Origin of the sequence: Defluviimonas sp. D31, assembly GCF_033436765.1 — a bacterium.
Taxonomy (GTDB): domain Bacteria; phylum Pseudomonadota; class Alphaproteobacteria; order Rhodobacterales; family Rhodobacteraceae; genus Albidovulum.
Genome location: NZ_JAWQFN010000013.1, coordinates 24,452 through 40,520, shown reverse-complemented (window position 1 = coordinate 40,520; position 16,069 = coordinate 24,452). Strand labels below are relative to the sequence as shown.

Below are 16,069 nucleotides of genomic sequence, written 5' to 3'. Positions count from 1 at the left end.
GTCACCAGGACGGGTCGCGGCCTTCCAGATCCTCGTCGCTGACGACCGGCGGCCTGAGCCGGTGACCGCTGAACGGCGCCGCATAGACCGAGCCGTAAGCGTCGCTCAGGCCTGCGAAGAGGGTTTCCAGGGCCGCGGCGAAGCCGAGATGCGGGATCCGCAGATGCGGCATGCTGATGCGGCGTGTGGTGATCGGGGCGGTGGTGATGATGTCGGTCATGGCGTCCTCCTATGCCCTCAGAATGACAGGAGATGCGGCGCAGATCCTTGGCGGCGGCCTGAAGAGTCCTGATCGTTCCTGAAGTTCGCTTTCGGCAGGGTTTCGGCTATCCTGCGGAGCAAAGGGGACATGCGCGATGGACCTGCAGTTCGGGCCGTATCGACTGAAGCTGGCGGAACGGCGGCTCCTCGGTCCGGAAGGGCCGGTCGAGCTTTCGGCGCGCGCGTTCGACATCCTCGCCCTGCTGCTCGACAAGCCCGACGAGGTGGTCGGCAAGTCCGCGCTGCTCGATGCCGTATGGCCAAGCCTGATGGTCGAGGAGAACACGCTTCAGGTTCACATATCGGCACTCCGAAAGGCACTCGACGACGGCATGATCGCGACGGTGCATGGCCGGGGCTACAAATACGCAGGGCCACGACCCGTGACGGCTGAAACCGCCGGCGACCCGCGCCTCGACGGCTCTGCCGAAGGAGAACTGGCGTCGCAGCCGAAGCCCTCGATCGCCGTGCTGCCCTTCGACAACATGAGCGGTGATCCGGAGCAGTCCTATTTCAGCGACGGGATCACCGAAGACATCATCTCCGAACTCGGCAAGTTCAAGGAATTCCTCGTCATCGCGCGGAACTCCTCCTTCCAGTTCCGGGGGGCGGTGCGCGACGTTACCGACGTGGCGAAGACGCTTGGCGTTCAATATGTCGTCGAAGGCAGCGTGCGAAAGATCGGCAACCGGGTGCGGGTATCGGTACAACTGATTGATGCCGCGCTGTCGACCCACATCTGGGGCGAGCATTACGACCGCGAGCTGACCGACATCTTCGCCATCCAGGACGAAATCACCCAGATGATCGCGACGCGCCTGGCCCGGCAGGCCCGGACCGCGATCGAGTCGCGCGCCAGGGCGCGTCCGACCGACAACATGTCTGCCTACGAGTGTTACCTTCGGGCACTGAAACTCTCGGCCAACTATGACTATGACTCGGTCGGCAAGGCCGAGCCTGTTCTGCGCCAGGCGATCGAGCTCGATCCGAAGTTCGCCGCGGCCCACGCCATGCTCGGCTTTGTCGAAACGCTCAAGTTCTTCTGGACCACGAACCAGGATGACTTGCACTCGGGGCTGAAGATCGCAAGGACCGCCCTGCAGCTCGACCCGGACGAGGCCTACGGTCACCTCGCCGCGGGCTTTGCGCTCGTGTACCTTCATCGCTTCAGGCAGGCCGAAGCCAGCCTGGACCGCGCGGTTTCACTGAACCCGAACGACCCGTTCATTCTTACTGTCCATGCGCTCCTTCTCAATTTCACGGGCAGGCCGGATGAGGCGCTTGGAAAACTGGACGATGCCCAACGCCGCGATCCGTTCGCCGTGGAATGGTACGGGGATTTTCGTGGCCTCGAATTGACGTCGGCCGGAAGGTACCGCGAAGCGGTTGCCTGCTACGAGAAATTGGACAACCTCACGCCGTGGTCGCTCGCCTATCTCACTGTCTGCTATGCCGAGTTGGGCGAGACCGCGCTTGCCAAAGACACGCTGGCAAAGCTCAAGTCGAACTGGCCGGAGGAAAGCATCGATGAGATCGTCGATCATGAGATGGATTACTTCGAGAACCCGGCAGTCTGCAGCCATTTCCGCTCAGTTCTGAGGCGCGTCGACAATTGCTGGTGAACTTGTCTGTCGCCGGCGTCGACGCAAGCAGGCAGGCGTCTTTCAATCTCGATGTTCTCGGCAATCTGCATCGTGCGAGGTGACGACCCGGGACGTCACCCACGCGCGTGTCGGAAACCCAGTCCGCCAAGTAATCATAGGATACGCGGCTTGCGACTGATCTCTCGCTGATCGCTGGTCATCAAATACATCCTGCATCTCCGAAACGGAGATTATCGAGGATGTCTCCCGGAATCCTAGATTTCGCAACCGTCAGAGGACCGAACCGTTTTCGCCGTCCATTTGTTCTCGGGTTTCACAGGTGCTGACCCGAATGTGCCGCTGCAGCGACAAGCTGGATCCCCTTGCGGTTCTGGCCCCCTGCGCTACGGTAACCCCAAACGCGGCATCAAGGATTGCGGCCTTCTCGTGGACTCCGATGGCAACAGCAGAGAAAACCTCAGCCAGAAGATCTATACGGATCTTCGGCTTCGGTTGATCGTCGGCGATCTGGCTCCCGATGATACGTTGTCGATACGTACACTCGCGGAGGGCTTCAATGTATCTGCCATGCCGGTGCGCGAAGCTCTCAAGCGCCTCGAATTCGAGAAGGCGCTGGCCGGATCGGCAAAGCGCGCCTATCGCGTGCCGCCCATCCTGCCCGAGGCGGCGTCCAATCTGTTCTTCGTGCGCGCAACGCTTGAGGGCGCCGCGGCGGAGTTGGCTATTGATCATCTCTCACCAGGCGATCTCAAGTGTCTGCGCGAATACTCGAACGCGATGGATACGGCATGGGAAAAGGGTGACGCCCGCAGCTTTCTGCTGAACAACTTCAAGTTCCATTCGATGATCTACCGCAGTTCCGGCAATCCCGATCTCAGCGAGCTTGCGGAAACGCTTTACGCCCGCAGCGGGCCATGGCTCGGAAAGGCGATCCGTGAGTTGGCGGACAAGGAAGACTGGGCGAACGAGCACCACGATATCCTGCTGGCGATCGAGGCGCGCGACCGGGCACGCGTTCGAAAGCTGATCGAGGAAGATGTCAATTGGGGCACCGCGTTCTTCCGACGGATGTAGCGCGGGCTCGTGGCGGCTCTCTGCAGTTCATTTGCGGCGGGTTCTTTCGGTCCGTTTTTTCATCCTTCCGGGTGCGCAGCTTCTGTCTTCTTCGTTGGAGCAACGTATCAGGCACCCGATTTTTCTTGCCTGCACGAATAAACTGTGATCACAGATTTAGGTGAACAGGCTCGGAAGATTCGCACATGAAGACCTCTGCCAGAGTCGTTGTAATTGGAGGTGGCGTCGTCGGCTGCTCCGTCCTTTATCATCTGGCAAGGAACGGCTGGACCGATGTGGTGCTGCTAGAACGACAGGAACTGACCTCGGGATCGAGCTGGCACGCGGCGGGAGGACTCTTCACCGTCGTGCGCCCGAATTCGGCGGCCGAGATGCACCGCTACACGTTCCGGATCTATCGCGAACTCGAAAAGGAAAGCGGCCAGAGCTGCGGCTTCCACTTCACCGGCGGGATCAACATCTGCCGCACGCAAGACGAGATCGACTCGAACGCCCGGATGCAGAGCGCCTGCCGCCGGCTCGGTATCGAGGGGCATTTCATCTCGCTCGAAGAGGCAAAGGCGAAGGCGCCCGTGCTCGACACGCGGCACATGGTCGGCGCCTTCTGGGAGGAGGAGGGCGGCCATGTCGACCCGGCCTCGGCGACCAACGCCTTCGCGGCAGCCGCCCGCAAGCTTGGCGCGGCGATCCACCGCTTCACGCCGGTGACCGCGACGAGCCAGCGCGCCGATGGCACGTGGGACGTGGTCACCGACAAGGGCGCGATCCATGCCGAATATGTCGTCAATGCCGCCGGGCTCTGGGGCCGCGAGGTGGCGCGTCTGGCCGGGATCGAGCTGCCGTTGATGCCGGTCGAGCACCATTACCTGGTGACCGAACCTATCCCGATGATCGAGGATCTCGGCTTCGAGCTGCCGCAGATCAACGACAACGAGACCGGCTGCTACGCGCGGCAGGAGGGGGTAGGGCTTCTCCTCGGCGCCTACGAGCACAAGATGCGGCACTGGGCCAAGGACGGCACGCCGCCTGATTTCGGTCACGAGTTGCTGCCCGACGATCTGAGCTGCATGGAATGGAACTTCGAGAAATCGGTGGAGATCATGCCCTGCCTCGCCGAGGCCGGCGTCAAGCGGGTGATCAACGGGCCGATGATCTTCTCGCCCGATCTAGGGCCGCTCATCGGCCCGCATCCGGCCCTGCGAAACTATTTCTGTGCCAATGGGGTGATGGCGGGCTTCAACCAGGGCGGCGGGATCGGCCGGGTTCTGGCCGAGTGGATCATCGGTGGCGAGCCGTCGCTTGACATTTTCAACTGGGACGTGGCGCGGTTCGGTGCTTGGGCGACCAGGAAATACACCGAGGAAATGACCCGGTATTTCTACGAGAACCGCTCGGAAAAGGTCTTTCCCTACCAGAGCTTCCCCGCAGCGCGGCCGCTCGCCATGTCGCCGGTCCATGACCGGCTCGCCGCCGAGGGCGCGGTCTTCGGTACCGGCTTCGGGCGCGAGCATGTGACATGGTACGCGCCGAAAGGGATGGAGGCGAAGGACAGCCTGACCTACCGCCAGCCAAACTGGTGGGGGCAGGTGGCCGAGGAGGGGCGCCGGGTGCGCGAGGCGGTCGGGCTTTACGAGTTTTCCGACATGGCGAAGTTCGAGGTTTCGGGGGCGAATGCCGGCGCCTGGCTCGACCGGATCATGGCGAACAGGTTACCGAAGCCGGGGCGGCTTTGCCTCTCGCCAATGCTCTCGGAGAGCGGGCGGGTGATTGGGGATTTCACGATCTCCAACCTTGGCGACCGATATCTGGTGGTCGGCACCTATGCGATGCAGCTCGCCTATCTGCGCCATTTCCGCAAGTACCTGCCTGCCGAGGGCGTGACGCTGAAAAACCTGTCGGACGATCTGGCCGGGCTCAGTATCGCCGGTCCGAAGGCGCAGGCGCTGATTTCGGCGCTGGCAGAGCGCGACATGGACACAACGCATTTCCGCTTCATGGATGCGGGCACGATGACACTCGCTGGCGTGCACGATGTCACGACGCTCCGTGTCTCCTATACCGGCGAGACCGGCTACGAGACGTACCTGGCCAAGGCTGACCAGCCCCGGCTTTTTGACGCGATCCGGCAGGAAGGCGCGCGGCACGGCCTGTCGCTCGTCGGGCTCCGCAGCCTGATGATGCTGCGGCTTGAGAAAGGCTACCCAGCCTGGGGCACGGAACTGGCGCCCGACTACTACGCCCATGAATGCGGGATGATGCCTCATGTGAAGCTCGACAAGGGCGATTTTGTCGGGCGTGACGCTGCGGCTTCTTACGGCTTGGCGCGGGAGCGGCCGCTGGTGCTGACCGTCGATGCCGGCGAGTTCGCGATCTGGGGCGATGAGGCGATCTTCCTCGATGGCGAACCTGTTGGCTATGTCTCTTCCGGCGGTTTCGGCCCCGTGGTCGGCAAGCACATCGCGCTCGGCTATGTCCGCCCCGATGCCTTTCGCGAGGGCGGCAGCTACGCGGTCGAGGTCTTCGGCGAGCTGCGCGCCGCCGAATTGCAGGCGCGGCCGCTCTACGATCCGGACGGCGTGGTGATGAGATCATAGCGACGAGGATGAATGAAAATGAGGATTGTCGGCGGCCACCCGTATCAGGGATACAGTGTCGGAATCTTGAAATTCGACAACAAGTTCTACCCGATGATGCCTGGCGATGTGGGCAACGCCACGACCTATCCCTTCCCGGTGCTGATCCGCGAGGTGAAGGGGCTGGAGGACAATCCGTATCCGCCGCTTCTCAAGTCCGACGGAACCTATTCCGCCGAGGTCCAGCTATGCATCGACGCCGCCGCGCAGATGGAAAAGGACGGCGTGCGCGCCATCGCCATGTGCTGCGGGTTTTTTTCGCTGATCCAGCCGGTGGTGGCGGAACATGTCGGGATTCCGATCATGACCTCGCCCTTGATGATGATTCCGATCATCCATCAGCTTCTGCGGTCCCACGAATCCGTTCTGGTGGTCACAGCCGCCGCGCGGCTTCTGAGCAACGACTTCTTTCAGGCGGTGGGCGCGGACCTGAATGATCGCGTCACCATGGTCGGGCTGGACAACTCCGCGTGCTTCAACGCCATGTGCATGGGCGGCAACAAACAGAGTTTCGAATATGAGGAACTGCGCGACGATGTGCTCGCCGCCATCGCCGAGGGGCGCGCGCGGGATCCGAATATCGGTGCGATCCTTCTGGAATGCACGACCCTGCCGGCCTTTGCCGCAGAGTTACGAGAAGCAACGAAGTTGCCGGTCTTCGACTTCGTCGCCTTTGTGGAATGGATGCACAGGGCCGTCGTCCCGAAACAGCATTCCGGCTATATCTGAGGTGGGAGCAGGCGAATGCGCATTGCCAAGGGTCAGACTGCGCGGCGGTGGGTCGCCGTCATACACTCAGAGACATGGGCCGGGGCCCGGCAGGCTTTCTGACGCCTGAACCCCACTCTCCAGGAGACTGCCCATGTCCCGCCGCCGTACTTCCCGTTCGCCCCGTTCGACCGGCCTAAGCCAGCGCCCGTTCGGCGAGGTTCACAATCCGCTTCGCCCAGTCGAATTGATTTCGGCCGACCAGGTCGAAACCATCCACCATATGAGCCTGAAGATCCTCCGCGATATAGGACTCAAGGTCGAGAGCGCCGTTGCGCGCGATCTCTTCAAGCAGATCGGCGCCGAAGTCGATCCTGACAATCACCGCGTCCGGCTCGACCCGGCGCTGGTCGAGGAGATGCTCACGGGCCTGCCGGCCGAATTCACCATCCATGCGCGGAATCCTGAAAAGACCGTGACCGTGGGCGGCAACTCCCTGACCTTCGCCACTGTTTGCGGACCGTCCTTCGTCTCCGATCTCGACCGCGGTCGCCGGGCGGGAACGCTGGAGGACGTGCGAGACTTCGTGAAGCTATCCGCCTCGCTCAACATCTTCCACCACGAGGGCGGCGCGGGCTGCGAACCGCTGGAGTTGCCGCCCGAAACCCGCCATCTCGACATGATGCTGGCGCAGGTGACGCTTTGCGACAAGGGCTGGCAGCCCTGCTGGATGAACACCGCCGCGCGCGCCCGCGACTGCATCGAAATGGCGCGGATAGCGCTTGGAACCGACGCTGAGGGGCTCAGGGCGCGTCCCGGCATTCTAGGCGGCGTCAACACGAACTCGCCGCTTCTCTTCGACGACGGCCAGGCCGAGGCGGTTATCGAGTTCGCTCGCGCCGGCCAGCCTGTCCACATCACGCCCTTCACGCTCGCGGGCGCAATGGCGCCAGCGACCATCGGCGGCGCTCTGGTACAACAGAACGCCGAGGCGCTGGCGGGGATCGTCCTTGGTCAGGCGACGGAACGCGGTGCGCCGGTCTTCTACGGCCACTTCACCTCGAACGTCGACATGAGGACCGGCTCGCCCGCCTTCGGCACGCCCGAATACGCAAAATCGGTCATCGTCTCGGGCCAGATGGCGCGGCGCTACGGCATCCCGGTCCGGTCGTCGAACACCACAGCCTCGGCCTGCGTAGATCTTCAGGCCGCCTACGAGAGCGACATGTCGATCGGCGCCTGCATCCAGGGCCATATAAACGTGATGATGCATGCGGGCGGCTGGCTGGAAGGCGGGCTGACGTGTTCCTTCGAGAAGCTCATCCTCGATGCCGAGCTTCTGCAGATGCAGGCGGCTTTCCTCGACCCGCTCGACCTGTCCGACGACGCCGTCGGCTTCGATGCCATACAAGAGGTCGGGCCGGCGGGGCATTTCTTCGGCACCGCCCACACGCTCGCGCGATATGAGACCGCGTTCTACAATCCGATCCTGTCGGACTGGCGAAACTTCGAGACCTGGCGCGACGACGGCGCGAAAACGGCTACGCAGCGTGCCAATGCGATCTGGAAGAAACTGCTGGCAGAGTACCAGAAGCCCCCAATCGACCCGGCTGTCGAGGAGGAACTGGAAGCCTATGTCGCCCGCCGCAAGGAAGAGATTTCCCGCACCGGCGTCTGACCCTCGCCCGGCCGTTCATGGAAGCCCCCCTGTCCCGGGCATGACCTGGAACCTCCCCCCTCGGGGTAAGAGCCCCCGTTCAAGCCCAAGCCGCATGCCCTGAAGACATGGTGTCACTCTGCCGCCTCGACCGCCTTCTGCTCGGCGTCGATCAGCTTCTGCAGCCGCCTGCGGAACAGAAGGGGCCCCGCGTCGATGGCGATGTCTATGTTGCGGGTGGTCTTCTCCTCCATCCCCTTCTGCACCTCGATCAGCACATCTCGATCTTCATTGAACGCAAACTCGACCGAGTCGCTCATGTATTTCGAGGTCGCTTCGTCCTTGGGATGCACGTTGCGGATCTGGAACCAGTAGTAGCGCGTGGTCTTTTCATCGACCGGTGTCATGAAGTTGTAGCTGTCCATCTGGAAGTATTTCCCTTCTGGCAGGTTCGAGGTGTCTCCCCCGGTGCCCGCGGGGGTGAAGATCGCCTTGATATAGGCGAGCGAGGGATAGCGGACCTCGTAGTGCTGTTCGCGGTCGGCTTTGCCCTCGAACGGCACGAGCTTCTTGTAGAACGGGGCAACTTCAACATCGTACATCCAGCGCGAGACGATGACGCCGGTCTCGGTCCCGGCGACGGTCAGGGGCTCTTCCTCGCAGGCGGCATTGCCGAACGAGCTTTGATGCACCCAGGCGACATGGCTCGGGTCGAGGAGGTTGTCGGTGATGTAGAGATAGTTGCAGGGAAACGGCATCGCGTCGCCCCGGTTGATGCCCCAGTCGGGATCGTCGTAGTGCTCGACCACGAAGATCTTGTCGGGGTCGGCGAGCGCGGGATCGCCCATCCAGATCCAGACGAGGCCATAGCGGCTTTCGACCGGGTAGGCGTGGATATTGGCGCTTGGCGGGATGCGATCCTGCCCCGGCACGCGGACGCAGGTGCCGCGGCAGTCGAATGTCAGCCCGTGATAGCCGCATTCGATGTGATCGCCCTTGATGCGCCCCTTGGAGAGCGGAAGCTTTCGGTGTGGACACGCGTCGATCAATGCAACGGGATCGCCGGCTTCGGTGCGGAACACAACGATCTTCTCGCCAAGAACCATGATCTGCCTGGGTTCACGGGTGACCTCGTGGTCCCAGGCGGCGACGTACCAGGTGTTGCGAAGATACATGTTCAGCCTCTTCTGTCGGGGGCATCCGGTGCCACCGGACGCGGGGTTTTCGATGGATCGGCGAAGTCATGGCGCAGCGCGAGAGTGCGCAGGTGGTCGGCGAAGGACTGCGCCAGCGAGCGATCGACGAGGATGCTTACATCCCGCGTTGTCCGCCACCAGAGTGCCACGTCGTAATGATTGAGCCTGGTACGGATCGCCTGCGCCTTGCGGACCGGCGCCGCATGGAGGTCGGCCTTGGTGTAGTGGCCAAGGAAGTGCAGCGCCTCGACGCCGCGCAGCAAGAACCGGGTGAACCCATGTCCGATATCGACCATGTTGAACGCGCCGTCCGGGACGGTGCCGGACACGAGGGCGAGGGTGGGGGCGAAGCGCAGCATCAGCGTCTCAGCCGTCGTCCGCACCGTGCCCAACGGCAGGATTGCATCGAGCGCCAACGGAGTTCCGTTGAGTTGGACCAGCGGCAGGAACGCCTCGTCGAGCCTGAGGCCGAGGCGCCCGGGAAGGTGGCCCTTCGCGTCGCTGGCAGGACGGGGCATGGGCTGCTCAGCCATTCAGCCGCTCTCCTTTCGGGTCGTAGGCGCAGGTCGGCGAGACGCGGACCCTCACGGACCGCCCTGCGACGGGGGAGTGTGCCCAGAGCGACTCGCCCATGCGCGCCGCGCCGCCTTCGAGGAATGCGAGCGCGATGGAGTGGCCGAGCGTCGGGCTCCGCACCGCGGCAGTCAGCTGTCCGCAGATTGGGGCACGGCCGTTCTCGTCCAATTCGGCGGTGCTCAGATGGGCTGCGGGCGGGATCGCGGTATTGCCGTCCTCGGGAACGAGGCCGATGAGCTGTTCGCGGCCCTCGGCCTGAAGTGCCGGGCGGAACAGAAGCGCGCGGCCGACGAAGTCCTTACTTGTCGAAACCATTCGCCCAATTCCCAGATCGCCGGGAACCCGGAGGCCGTCGATCTCGGTTCCAACTGACAGGTGACCCTTCTCGATCCTGAGGACGTCGAGTGTTTCCAGCCCGTAGGGCGTGATGCCCCATTCGGCGCCCCTTTCCATGACCCTGTCCAGCAGGTCCTCAGCGAAACCCGCTGGCGTGTTGATCTCGAAGCTCAGTTCGCCGGAGAAGCTGACAGAAATGACACGCACGGGCAGGTTGCCACCAAGTATGCCTTCGCGCACCGCGGCGAAGGGGAAGGCTTGTGGTCCCGTTTCGAAGTCGGGATCAAGTGCCCGCAGGAGCTCGCGCGCCTTCGGTCCGGCGATGGCGAGCGAGGCCCAATGCTCACCAACATTCGTGAGCGTCACGTTCATTTCCGGCCAGTCGATCTGCGCGCATTTCTGAATGTGCCGCCAGACCGAAGCCGAATGCGCCGTTGTCGCGGTAACGAAGAAATGGTTGTCGCCCAGTTGCGCAACGGTGCCGTCGTCGAGGACGTAGCCATCCTCACGCAGCATCAGCCCGTAGCGCAGGCGCCCCGGCTTCAAGGTGGCGACGTTGTTGCAATAAAGCCGCGATAGGAAACTCCTCGCGTCCGGACCCTGAATGTCGAACTTGCCGAGGGTCGACATGTCGACGCAGCCGAGCGAGCTGCGAACCGCCCGGCACTCCCGCTCAACGGCGTCGGCCATGCTCTCGCCCTGTTGCGGGAAGTAACGCGGATAGAGCCACGAGCCGGAGGTCTGGAATACACAGTCGAGCCGCTCGAAGCCCGCATGGAACGGAGTGCGCCGTGTTGGCAGCATCGCGGCACCGACTTCCGTGCCAACGAGCGCACCAATGGTGACCGGAGAGAACGGCGGGCGGTAGGTGGTATGGCCGATTATGGCCGGGGTGCTTCCGGCAAGGGCGGAAATCTCGATAAGGCCGTTCGTCCAACTCGTCTTGCCCTGATCGGTGCCCATGCCGAGCGTCGTGTAGCGTTTTGTGAGTTCGACATCGCGGTAGCCCTCCCGCTGGGCGAGCGCGAGATCGGCGCGGGTGACGTCGTTCTGAAGGTCGACGAAGGCCCTGCCCCGCCGGGCCGTGAAGCCTTTCGCCGGTGCGGGCGTCGGGTCGGGACGGGGCAGGCCCAGGTGCTTGTGCATCTCCAACTCGGCCATGACCTCGTGCGCGGCAGCCTTGCCGTCGGCGAGGCAAGCCGCCGTGCCAAGCACACCGCGCGCCGCGCCGACCGGTCGCATCACGCCGTCGTCGGCGGCCGGTCGCAAGCTTTGCGTGACTTGATCAAAGGTCAGGCGCGCGCCCAATTGCGCCGCGAGATGCGCCGTGGGCATCCATCCCGCCGAAACGCAGAGGAGGTCGCAGGCCACGTTTCGGCGCTTGCCGCCTCCGTCACGCCACCGAAGACCGCGCAGGTGCAGGCGTCCGGACGTGCCGAGGATCTCGGCGCCCGGCTCCAGTTCGGCTACGACCTCGATCCCGGCCTCGGCCAGCGCGGCCGTCGTGTCGGCGCGTTCGTCCGCGTCGGTCACCGCAACGGCGGCCCGGCGCCCAGGGGCAATGGCGAAGCGGCGGACATAGCTGCGCACCGCGCCCGCAAGCATCACGCCGGGCCGGTCATTGCCGGGGAAGACCACCGGCCGTTCGATGGCGCCGGCGGCAAGGATGATCCTGTGGGCGCGGATCTTCCACAGGATCGCGCGGGTACTGCCGCCCGCGGGCGGCGTTTCCACGGCTTGCACCAGACCGTGATCGTAGTGCCCGAAGGCCAGTGTGCGCGACAGAACCGTGACGTTCGACAACTGGCCGAGCGCGACTGCGGCATCCTCCGCCCAGTCGCGCGCCGAGAGCCCTTCCACGGTTTCGCGGCTGGACAGGAGTGCGCCGCCGATCAACCGGTCCTGCTCGACCAGTACGACGGTCGAACCGGAATGGGCCGACGTCAGCGCCGCCGAGAGGCCCGCTGCCCCGCCGCCGATCACGAGTATGTCGCAGCTTTTCCGTCGCTTGTCGTAGATCGCCGGGTCGGGCGAGGGATCGGCCCTGCCGTGTCCGGCGGCACGGCGGAGGACGCGCGAATAGGTCCCGGCCCAAGCTCCCTTCGGCCACATGAAGGTCTTGTAATAGAAACCGGCGCTCAGCGCCTTGCCGCAGAGTTGGAGGAGCGCGCCGAAGTCACGGTCGACCCGCGGCCAGGCGTTCTGGCTGGTGACACTGAGGCCATCGGACAGCACTACCTCGGTCGCCTTGAGGTTCGACGTCGAGCCGGACGCGTCGGTGACCGTGACCAGTGCGCAGGGTTCCTCGAGCCCGGCCGATAGGATGCCGCGGGGACGGTGATACTTGAGCGACCGCGCGACAAGATGGCGGCCATTCGCCAGCAAAGCCGAAGCCAGCGTGTCGCCGGGATGACCGTTCAGGGGCACGCCGTCGAACGTGAAGGGAAGCGTGCGATCGCGGTCGATCAGTCCGCCGCGTGGCAATCGGCTCATCCCGGCCCGCCTTTCCCTCCCGGCAGGGAAGAGCCGCCGATCTCATGCGTGATCGTGTCGCGCGTCACCGTGATCCAGGTCTCGCACCCGCTCGCGTGATACCAGAGTTCGAGAAGCGGGCCTCGCGGGTTGTTTCCAAGATGCAGCGCACGGTGCCAGGCTGCGGCATCGGACACGCCATCCAACGGCGGCAGGGTCCGGAGCGGACCGCCATAATCGAACTCGCCTTCGTCACGAGGGCCGCAATGGGGGCAGGGGATCAGGAGCATCTTCGGGGCCCTTTCTAATGCAGCCAGGGATAGGGACCGAGACCGGCATCGGGCTGCTCAGCCCCGGTTTCAAAGCGGTCGAGCGCGAATGGGACGAGGAGGTCCGGCAACCTGCCAGTGGCGAGAAGTTCGGCCATGCACCAGCCGACGGCTGGCGTCGCCTTGAAACCTGCATAGCCCCAACCGGCATTGATCATCAGCCCCTCGACCGGCGTGCGGCCGACAAGCGCGTTGCCGTCCATCGAGATGTCGGCGGTGCCCGACCAGTGCCGCATCAGCCTGAGCCGCGACAGGAAGGGCAGGATCTGCACCGCGCGGGCCAGCGTGTCCTCGATGCGCTCGAAACTGCCGCGGCGTGCGTAGGAATTATAACCGTCGGTCGCGCCGCCCAGCACGAATTCGCCCTTGGCGGTCTGGCTGACATAGCTGAGCCCGGAATTGTAATTCACGACCGCATCGAGTGCGGGCTTCACCGGCTCGGTGACACAGGCCTGCACGTTGATCGACTGGATCGGCAGCTCGATTCCGGCGAGAGCCGCGACGGCGCTGCTTGCGCCCGCGACGCTGATCAGAGCCTGCCCGCACGCGATGCGGCCAAGCGGTGTCCGCACCGCCGCGATGCGACCGTTTTCTATCTCGATCCCGGTGGCGGGACAGTTCTGGAAGATGTGGACGCCGGCCCCGCCCGCCCGCCGCGCGAAGCCCCAAGCCACCGCGTCATGGCGCACGACGCCGCCGGCCTCCTGAACCAGCGCGCCAACTACCGGGAACCGCTTTTCGCCGGTCAGATCGAGTTCCGGCACGCGCGTCTTCAGCGCCGCGCCGCTCAGGATCGAGGCTTCTGCCCCACGCAGGCGCATCGCGTTGGCGCGCAGGGTGAAATGCTCTAGCTCGCCATCGGAATGGGCTAGGTCGACATAGCCGCGCGGTTCGTACATCAGGTTGAAGTTCAACTCCCGTGTCAGCTCCGCCCAAATGCCGAGCGCGAAGTTCTTCAGCTCAAAGCTCGCGTTCAGGAGGTAGTCCGACCGGATGATCGTCGTGTTTCGGGCGGTATTGCCGCCTCCGATCCAGCCTGCCTCGACCACCGCCACGTCGGTGATGCCATGATTGGCGGCCAGATAGTGCGCTGTAGCGAGCCCGTGCCCGCCGCCGCCGACGATCAAGATGTCGTAGGATGACCTGGGTTTCGGCTCTGCAATGATCGCTGGCCAGCGCCTGTTTCCCAAGGCCGCATGTGCAAGGACGGAAAGTCCCGAATAGGCCATGGCCGAGTCCGATCCGAATACGCCAAACTGTGATCACAGTTATATTCTTTGGGATTCTTTGGCAAGGACGAGAATGCAATTGATCTGAGATCACAGAGTGTGCATTTTCTGGCGTGAAGGATTGCGTCGCGGATGGAGCTCATGACGACTGTCGCACGGGATGAACTCGAACGCGGGGTCCGGAACCTGCTGCAGGGTTGCGCCCGGATCCGCGAGGGAGACCGGGTGGTTCTGGTCGGAGAGACCGGCGACGATCTCTATTTCGATCCCGCCCTGTGCGGCGCGGTGGCCGAGATCGCCGGACGTATGGGCATGGCGGCCGAGGTGATCATGGCGGCGCCGGTCGCCGACGCAACGCAGTTTCCCGATGAGGTGCGCGCCGCGATGGAGCGGGCCGACCGGACCATCTTCTTCTCGCGCCTCGGCGATCAGGTGCGCTTTTCGCTGCCGGAGGGCAGGGCGAAGGCGGTCATGACCTACACGCTCGACCCCGGCTACCTCGCGGCCCCCTTCGCGACGGCCGACTTCGTTGTGATGAAGCGGATGCACGACGCACTTCTGGAACGCATCCTCGCCGCGCGGGAGTGCCGGATCGCCGGCGACTGCGGCACCGATCTGATCAGCCGGATCAAGCCTGCGCGAGGCGACGCCGTGGCCGAATTCGCGCTCGAACTCTTCCCGGTTATGATCTTCCCGCCGGTGATCTGCCACGAAATGACGGGCACGCTCGCGATCCGGCATTTCGTCACCTCCTCCTCGACGCGCGCCTACGAGGACAGCGTTCTGATCCTTGACGAGCCGATCATGGCGCGGGTCGAGGCGTCCCGCATGGTGGCCTTCCACGGGCCGGATGATCTCGTGGCCCGGCTGAAAACCCAGCTCGAACGCGCCGCCGCGCTGACCGGGGGCGATCCCTACCGCATCAATTCCTGGCACACCGGCATCAATCCCGGCACCTATTTCAAGGGTGATCCCTATGCCGATCTCGAACTCTGGGGCACGGTTGCCTATGGTTCGCCGCGCTACACGCATATGCACGCGGCCGGCAGGGACCCCGGTGACGCGGCCTTCCACCTCATGGACCTTACCATCGCATTCGATGGCGAAGTGCTGTGGGACAGGGGCCGGTTCATTTTCCTCGACAGGCCGGAGATCCAGGCGATGATGAACGCGGAGCAGCGGGAGTTCCTGAATTCCTCGGTGCTGAACGATATTGGCCTGTGACGCTATGACTATGGGTGGCAAGGAGGCGATTGCCTGGGTCGACGTGATCGGCCAGGACGCGGCGACAGGCGACCTCGCTGCCGCCTACGACGCGGTCAAGGGCAAGGACGGCACGGTCGAGAACCTCTACCTCGCCATGTCGCAGACCCCTGCGGCGATCCGGGCGGCCGACGCGCACTATCTCGCGGTGCTGCACAACCCCGACAACCCGCTCGAACCCTGGCTCGCGGAACTGGTGGCGACCTATGTCGCGGTACTGTGTGGCTCGACCTACGCAGCAGCCAACCACGGAGACAACGTGCGCCACCACCACCCCGACGGCGAAGCTGCTGCCCGGCTTGTCGCGGCGCTTGGGGACGACAGCTGGGACGGGCCCGCGACAGCCGCCGGCACCCGTGCGGCGCTGGTCTACACGCGCAAGCTGACCTGCGAACCGGGCGCCATGTGCAAGGCGGATATCGAGGCGCTGCGGCAAGCGGGATTCGGCGACAAGGCGATCTCCTACATCGCGCAGATCGCGGCCTCTTTCGCTTATTGGGCGCGGATCACCAATGGCCTTGGCATTCAGCTGGGCGACACGATCGGTCTCGCCATGTCCCCCGCGAAAGGAACCGAGGTCGGCGGAGCGACGGACGTCTCCGAATAGAATGACGGATCACTGCCCGAGCACCTGACTGACTCGCCCCGCAAGTCGGCCCAGAGCTTTCTTGGAGTTTCCGATCGCGACCGAACCGGAGACACTCAGCGAGGATGTCACGATCCTCGGCGTA

13 protein-coding genes are annotated in these 16,069 nt (G+C 64.1%); 7 read left to right on the top strand and 6 right to left on the bottom strand.

The annotated features are described in order from the left end of the window. Position 1: 1 nt before the first annotated feature. Complete coding sequence (locus R5H32_RS17955) at positions 2–220, bottom strand: hypothetical protein (RefSeq protein WP_318340068.1); 219 nt, start codon at positions 218–220, stop codon at positions 2–4. A gap of 136 nt (positions 221–356) precedes the next feature. Here R5H32_RS17955 and R5H32_RS17950 point away from each other — a divergent pair, with 136 nt between their 5' ends. The 5 genes from R5H32_RS17950 (at position 357) to R5H32_RS17930 (ending at position 7,958) form a co-directional block, all read left to right on the top strand. Next, positions 357–1,883: a winged helix-turn-helix domain-containing tetratricopeptide repeat protein gene (locus tag R5H32_RS17950; protein WP_318340067.1), complete on the top strand. Its 1,527-nt coding sequence runs from the start codon at positions 357–359 to the stop codon at positions 1,881–1,883. 282 nt (positions 1,884–2,165) lie between these two features. Continuing rightward, the gene (locus R5H32_RS17945; protein WP_318340066.1) at positions 2,166–2,939 is read left to right on the top strand and encodes a GntR family transcriptional regulator; all 774 of its coding nucleotides are present in this window, start codon (positions 2,166–2,168) and stop codon (positions 2,937–2,939) included. Positions 2,940–3,124: 185 nt separating this feature from the next. Beyond that, on the top strand, positions 3,125–5,533 hold the full coding sequence (locus R5H32_RS17940) for an FAD-dependent oxidoreductase (protein ID WP_318340065.1): 2,409 nt from the start codon (positions 3,125–3,127) through the stop codon (positions 5,531–5,533). 138 nt (positions 5,534–5,671) lie between these two features. After that, positions 5,672–6,301 carry an aspartate/glutamate racemase family protein gene (locus R5H32_RS17935; protein WP_318340064.1) on the top strand — a complete coding sequence of 210 codons (630 nt, stop codon included), beginning with the start codon at positions 5,672–5,674 and terminating at the stop codon, positions 6,299–6,301. A 133-nt stretch (positions 6,302–6,434) separates the two neighbouring features. Next, a complete protein-coding gene (locus R5H32_RS17930) occupies positions 6,435–7,958 on the top strand; it encodes a trimethylamine methyltransferase family protein (RefSeq protein ID WP_318340063.1) in 1,524 nt (507 codons plus the stop codon). Positions 7,959–8,071: 113 nt separating this feature from the next. Here the strand turns inward: R5H32_RS17930 and R5H32_RS17925 are convergent, their stop codons facing one another. The 5 genes from R5H32_RS17925 to R5H32_RS17905 are packed head-to-tail and all read right to left on the bottom strand — an operon-like array spanning position 8,072 to position 13,973. Beyond that, positions 8,072–9,112, bottom strand: a complete 1,041-nt coding sequence (locus tag R5H32_RS17925; RefSeq protein WP_318340062.1) for an aromatic ring-hydroxylating dioxygenase subunit alpha — start codon at positions 9,110–9,112, stop codon at positions 8,072–8,074. A gap of 2 nt (positions 9,113–9,114) precedes the next feature. Continuing rightward, positions 9,115–9,666 carry a hypothetical protein gene (locus tag R5H32_RS17920; RefSeq protein WP_318340061.1) on the bottom strand — a complete coding sequence of 184 codons (552 nt, stop codon included), beginning with the start codon at positions 9,664–9,666 and terminating at the stop codon, positions 9,115–9,117. Further along, positions 9,659–12,538, bottom strand: coding sequence for a 2Fe-2S iron-sulfur cluster-binding protein (locus R5H32_RS17915; RefSeq protein ID WP_318340060.1), 2,880 nt, complete (start codon positions 12,536–12,538; stop codon positions 9,659–9,661). Before R5H32_RS17915 ends, R5H32_RS17920 begins: the two co-directional genes overlap by 8 nt. Next, positions 12,535–12,807 carry a sarcosine oxidase subunit delta gene (locus R5H32_RS17910; RefSeq protein ID WP_318340059.1) on the bottom strand — a complete coding sequence of 91 codons (273 nt, stop codon included), beginning with the start codon at positions 12,805–12,807 and terminating at the stop codon, positions 12,535–12,537. Before R5H32_RS17910 ends, R5H32_RS17915 begins: the two co-directional genes overlap by 4 nt. Positions 12,808–12,821: 14 nt before the next feature. Next, a complete protein-coding gene (locus R5H32_RS17905) occupies positions 12,822–13,973 on the bottom strand; it encodes an FAD-dependent oxidoreductase (RefSeq protein ID WP_318340058.1) in 1,152 nt (383 codons plus the stop codon). Between the two features lie 243 nt (positions 13,974–14,216). Here R5H32_RS17905 and R5H32_RS17900 point away from each other — a divergent pair, with 243 nt between their 5' ends. Together R5H32_RS17900 and R5H32_RS17895 are read left to right on the top strand one after the other, a co-directional pair. Further along, positions 14,217–15,299 (top strand): hypothetical protein, encoded by a 1,083-nt coding sequence (locus tag R5H32_RS17900; RefSeq protein ID WP_318340057.1) that lies wholly within the window; start codon positions 14,217–14,219, stop codon positions 15,297–15,299. A 4-nt stretch (positions 15,300–15,303) separates the two neighbouring features. Then, positions 15,304–15,945 carry a hypothetical protein gene (locus tag R5H32_RS17895; protein ID WP_318340056.1) on the top strand — a complete coding sequence of 214 codons (642 nt, stop codon included), beginning with the start codon at positions 15,304–15,306 and terminating at the stop codon, positions 15,943–15,945. Positions 15,946–16,069 lie beyond the last annotated feature (124 nt).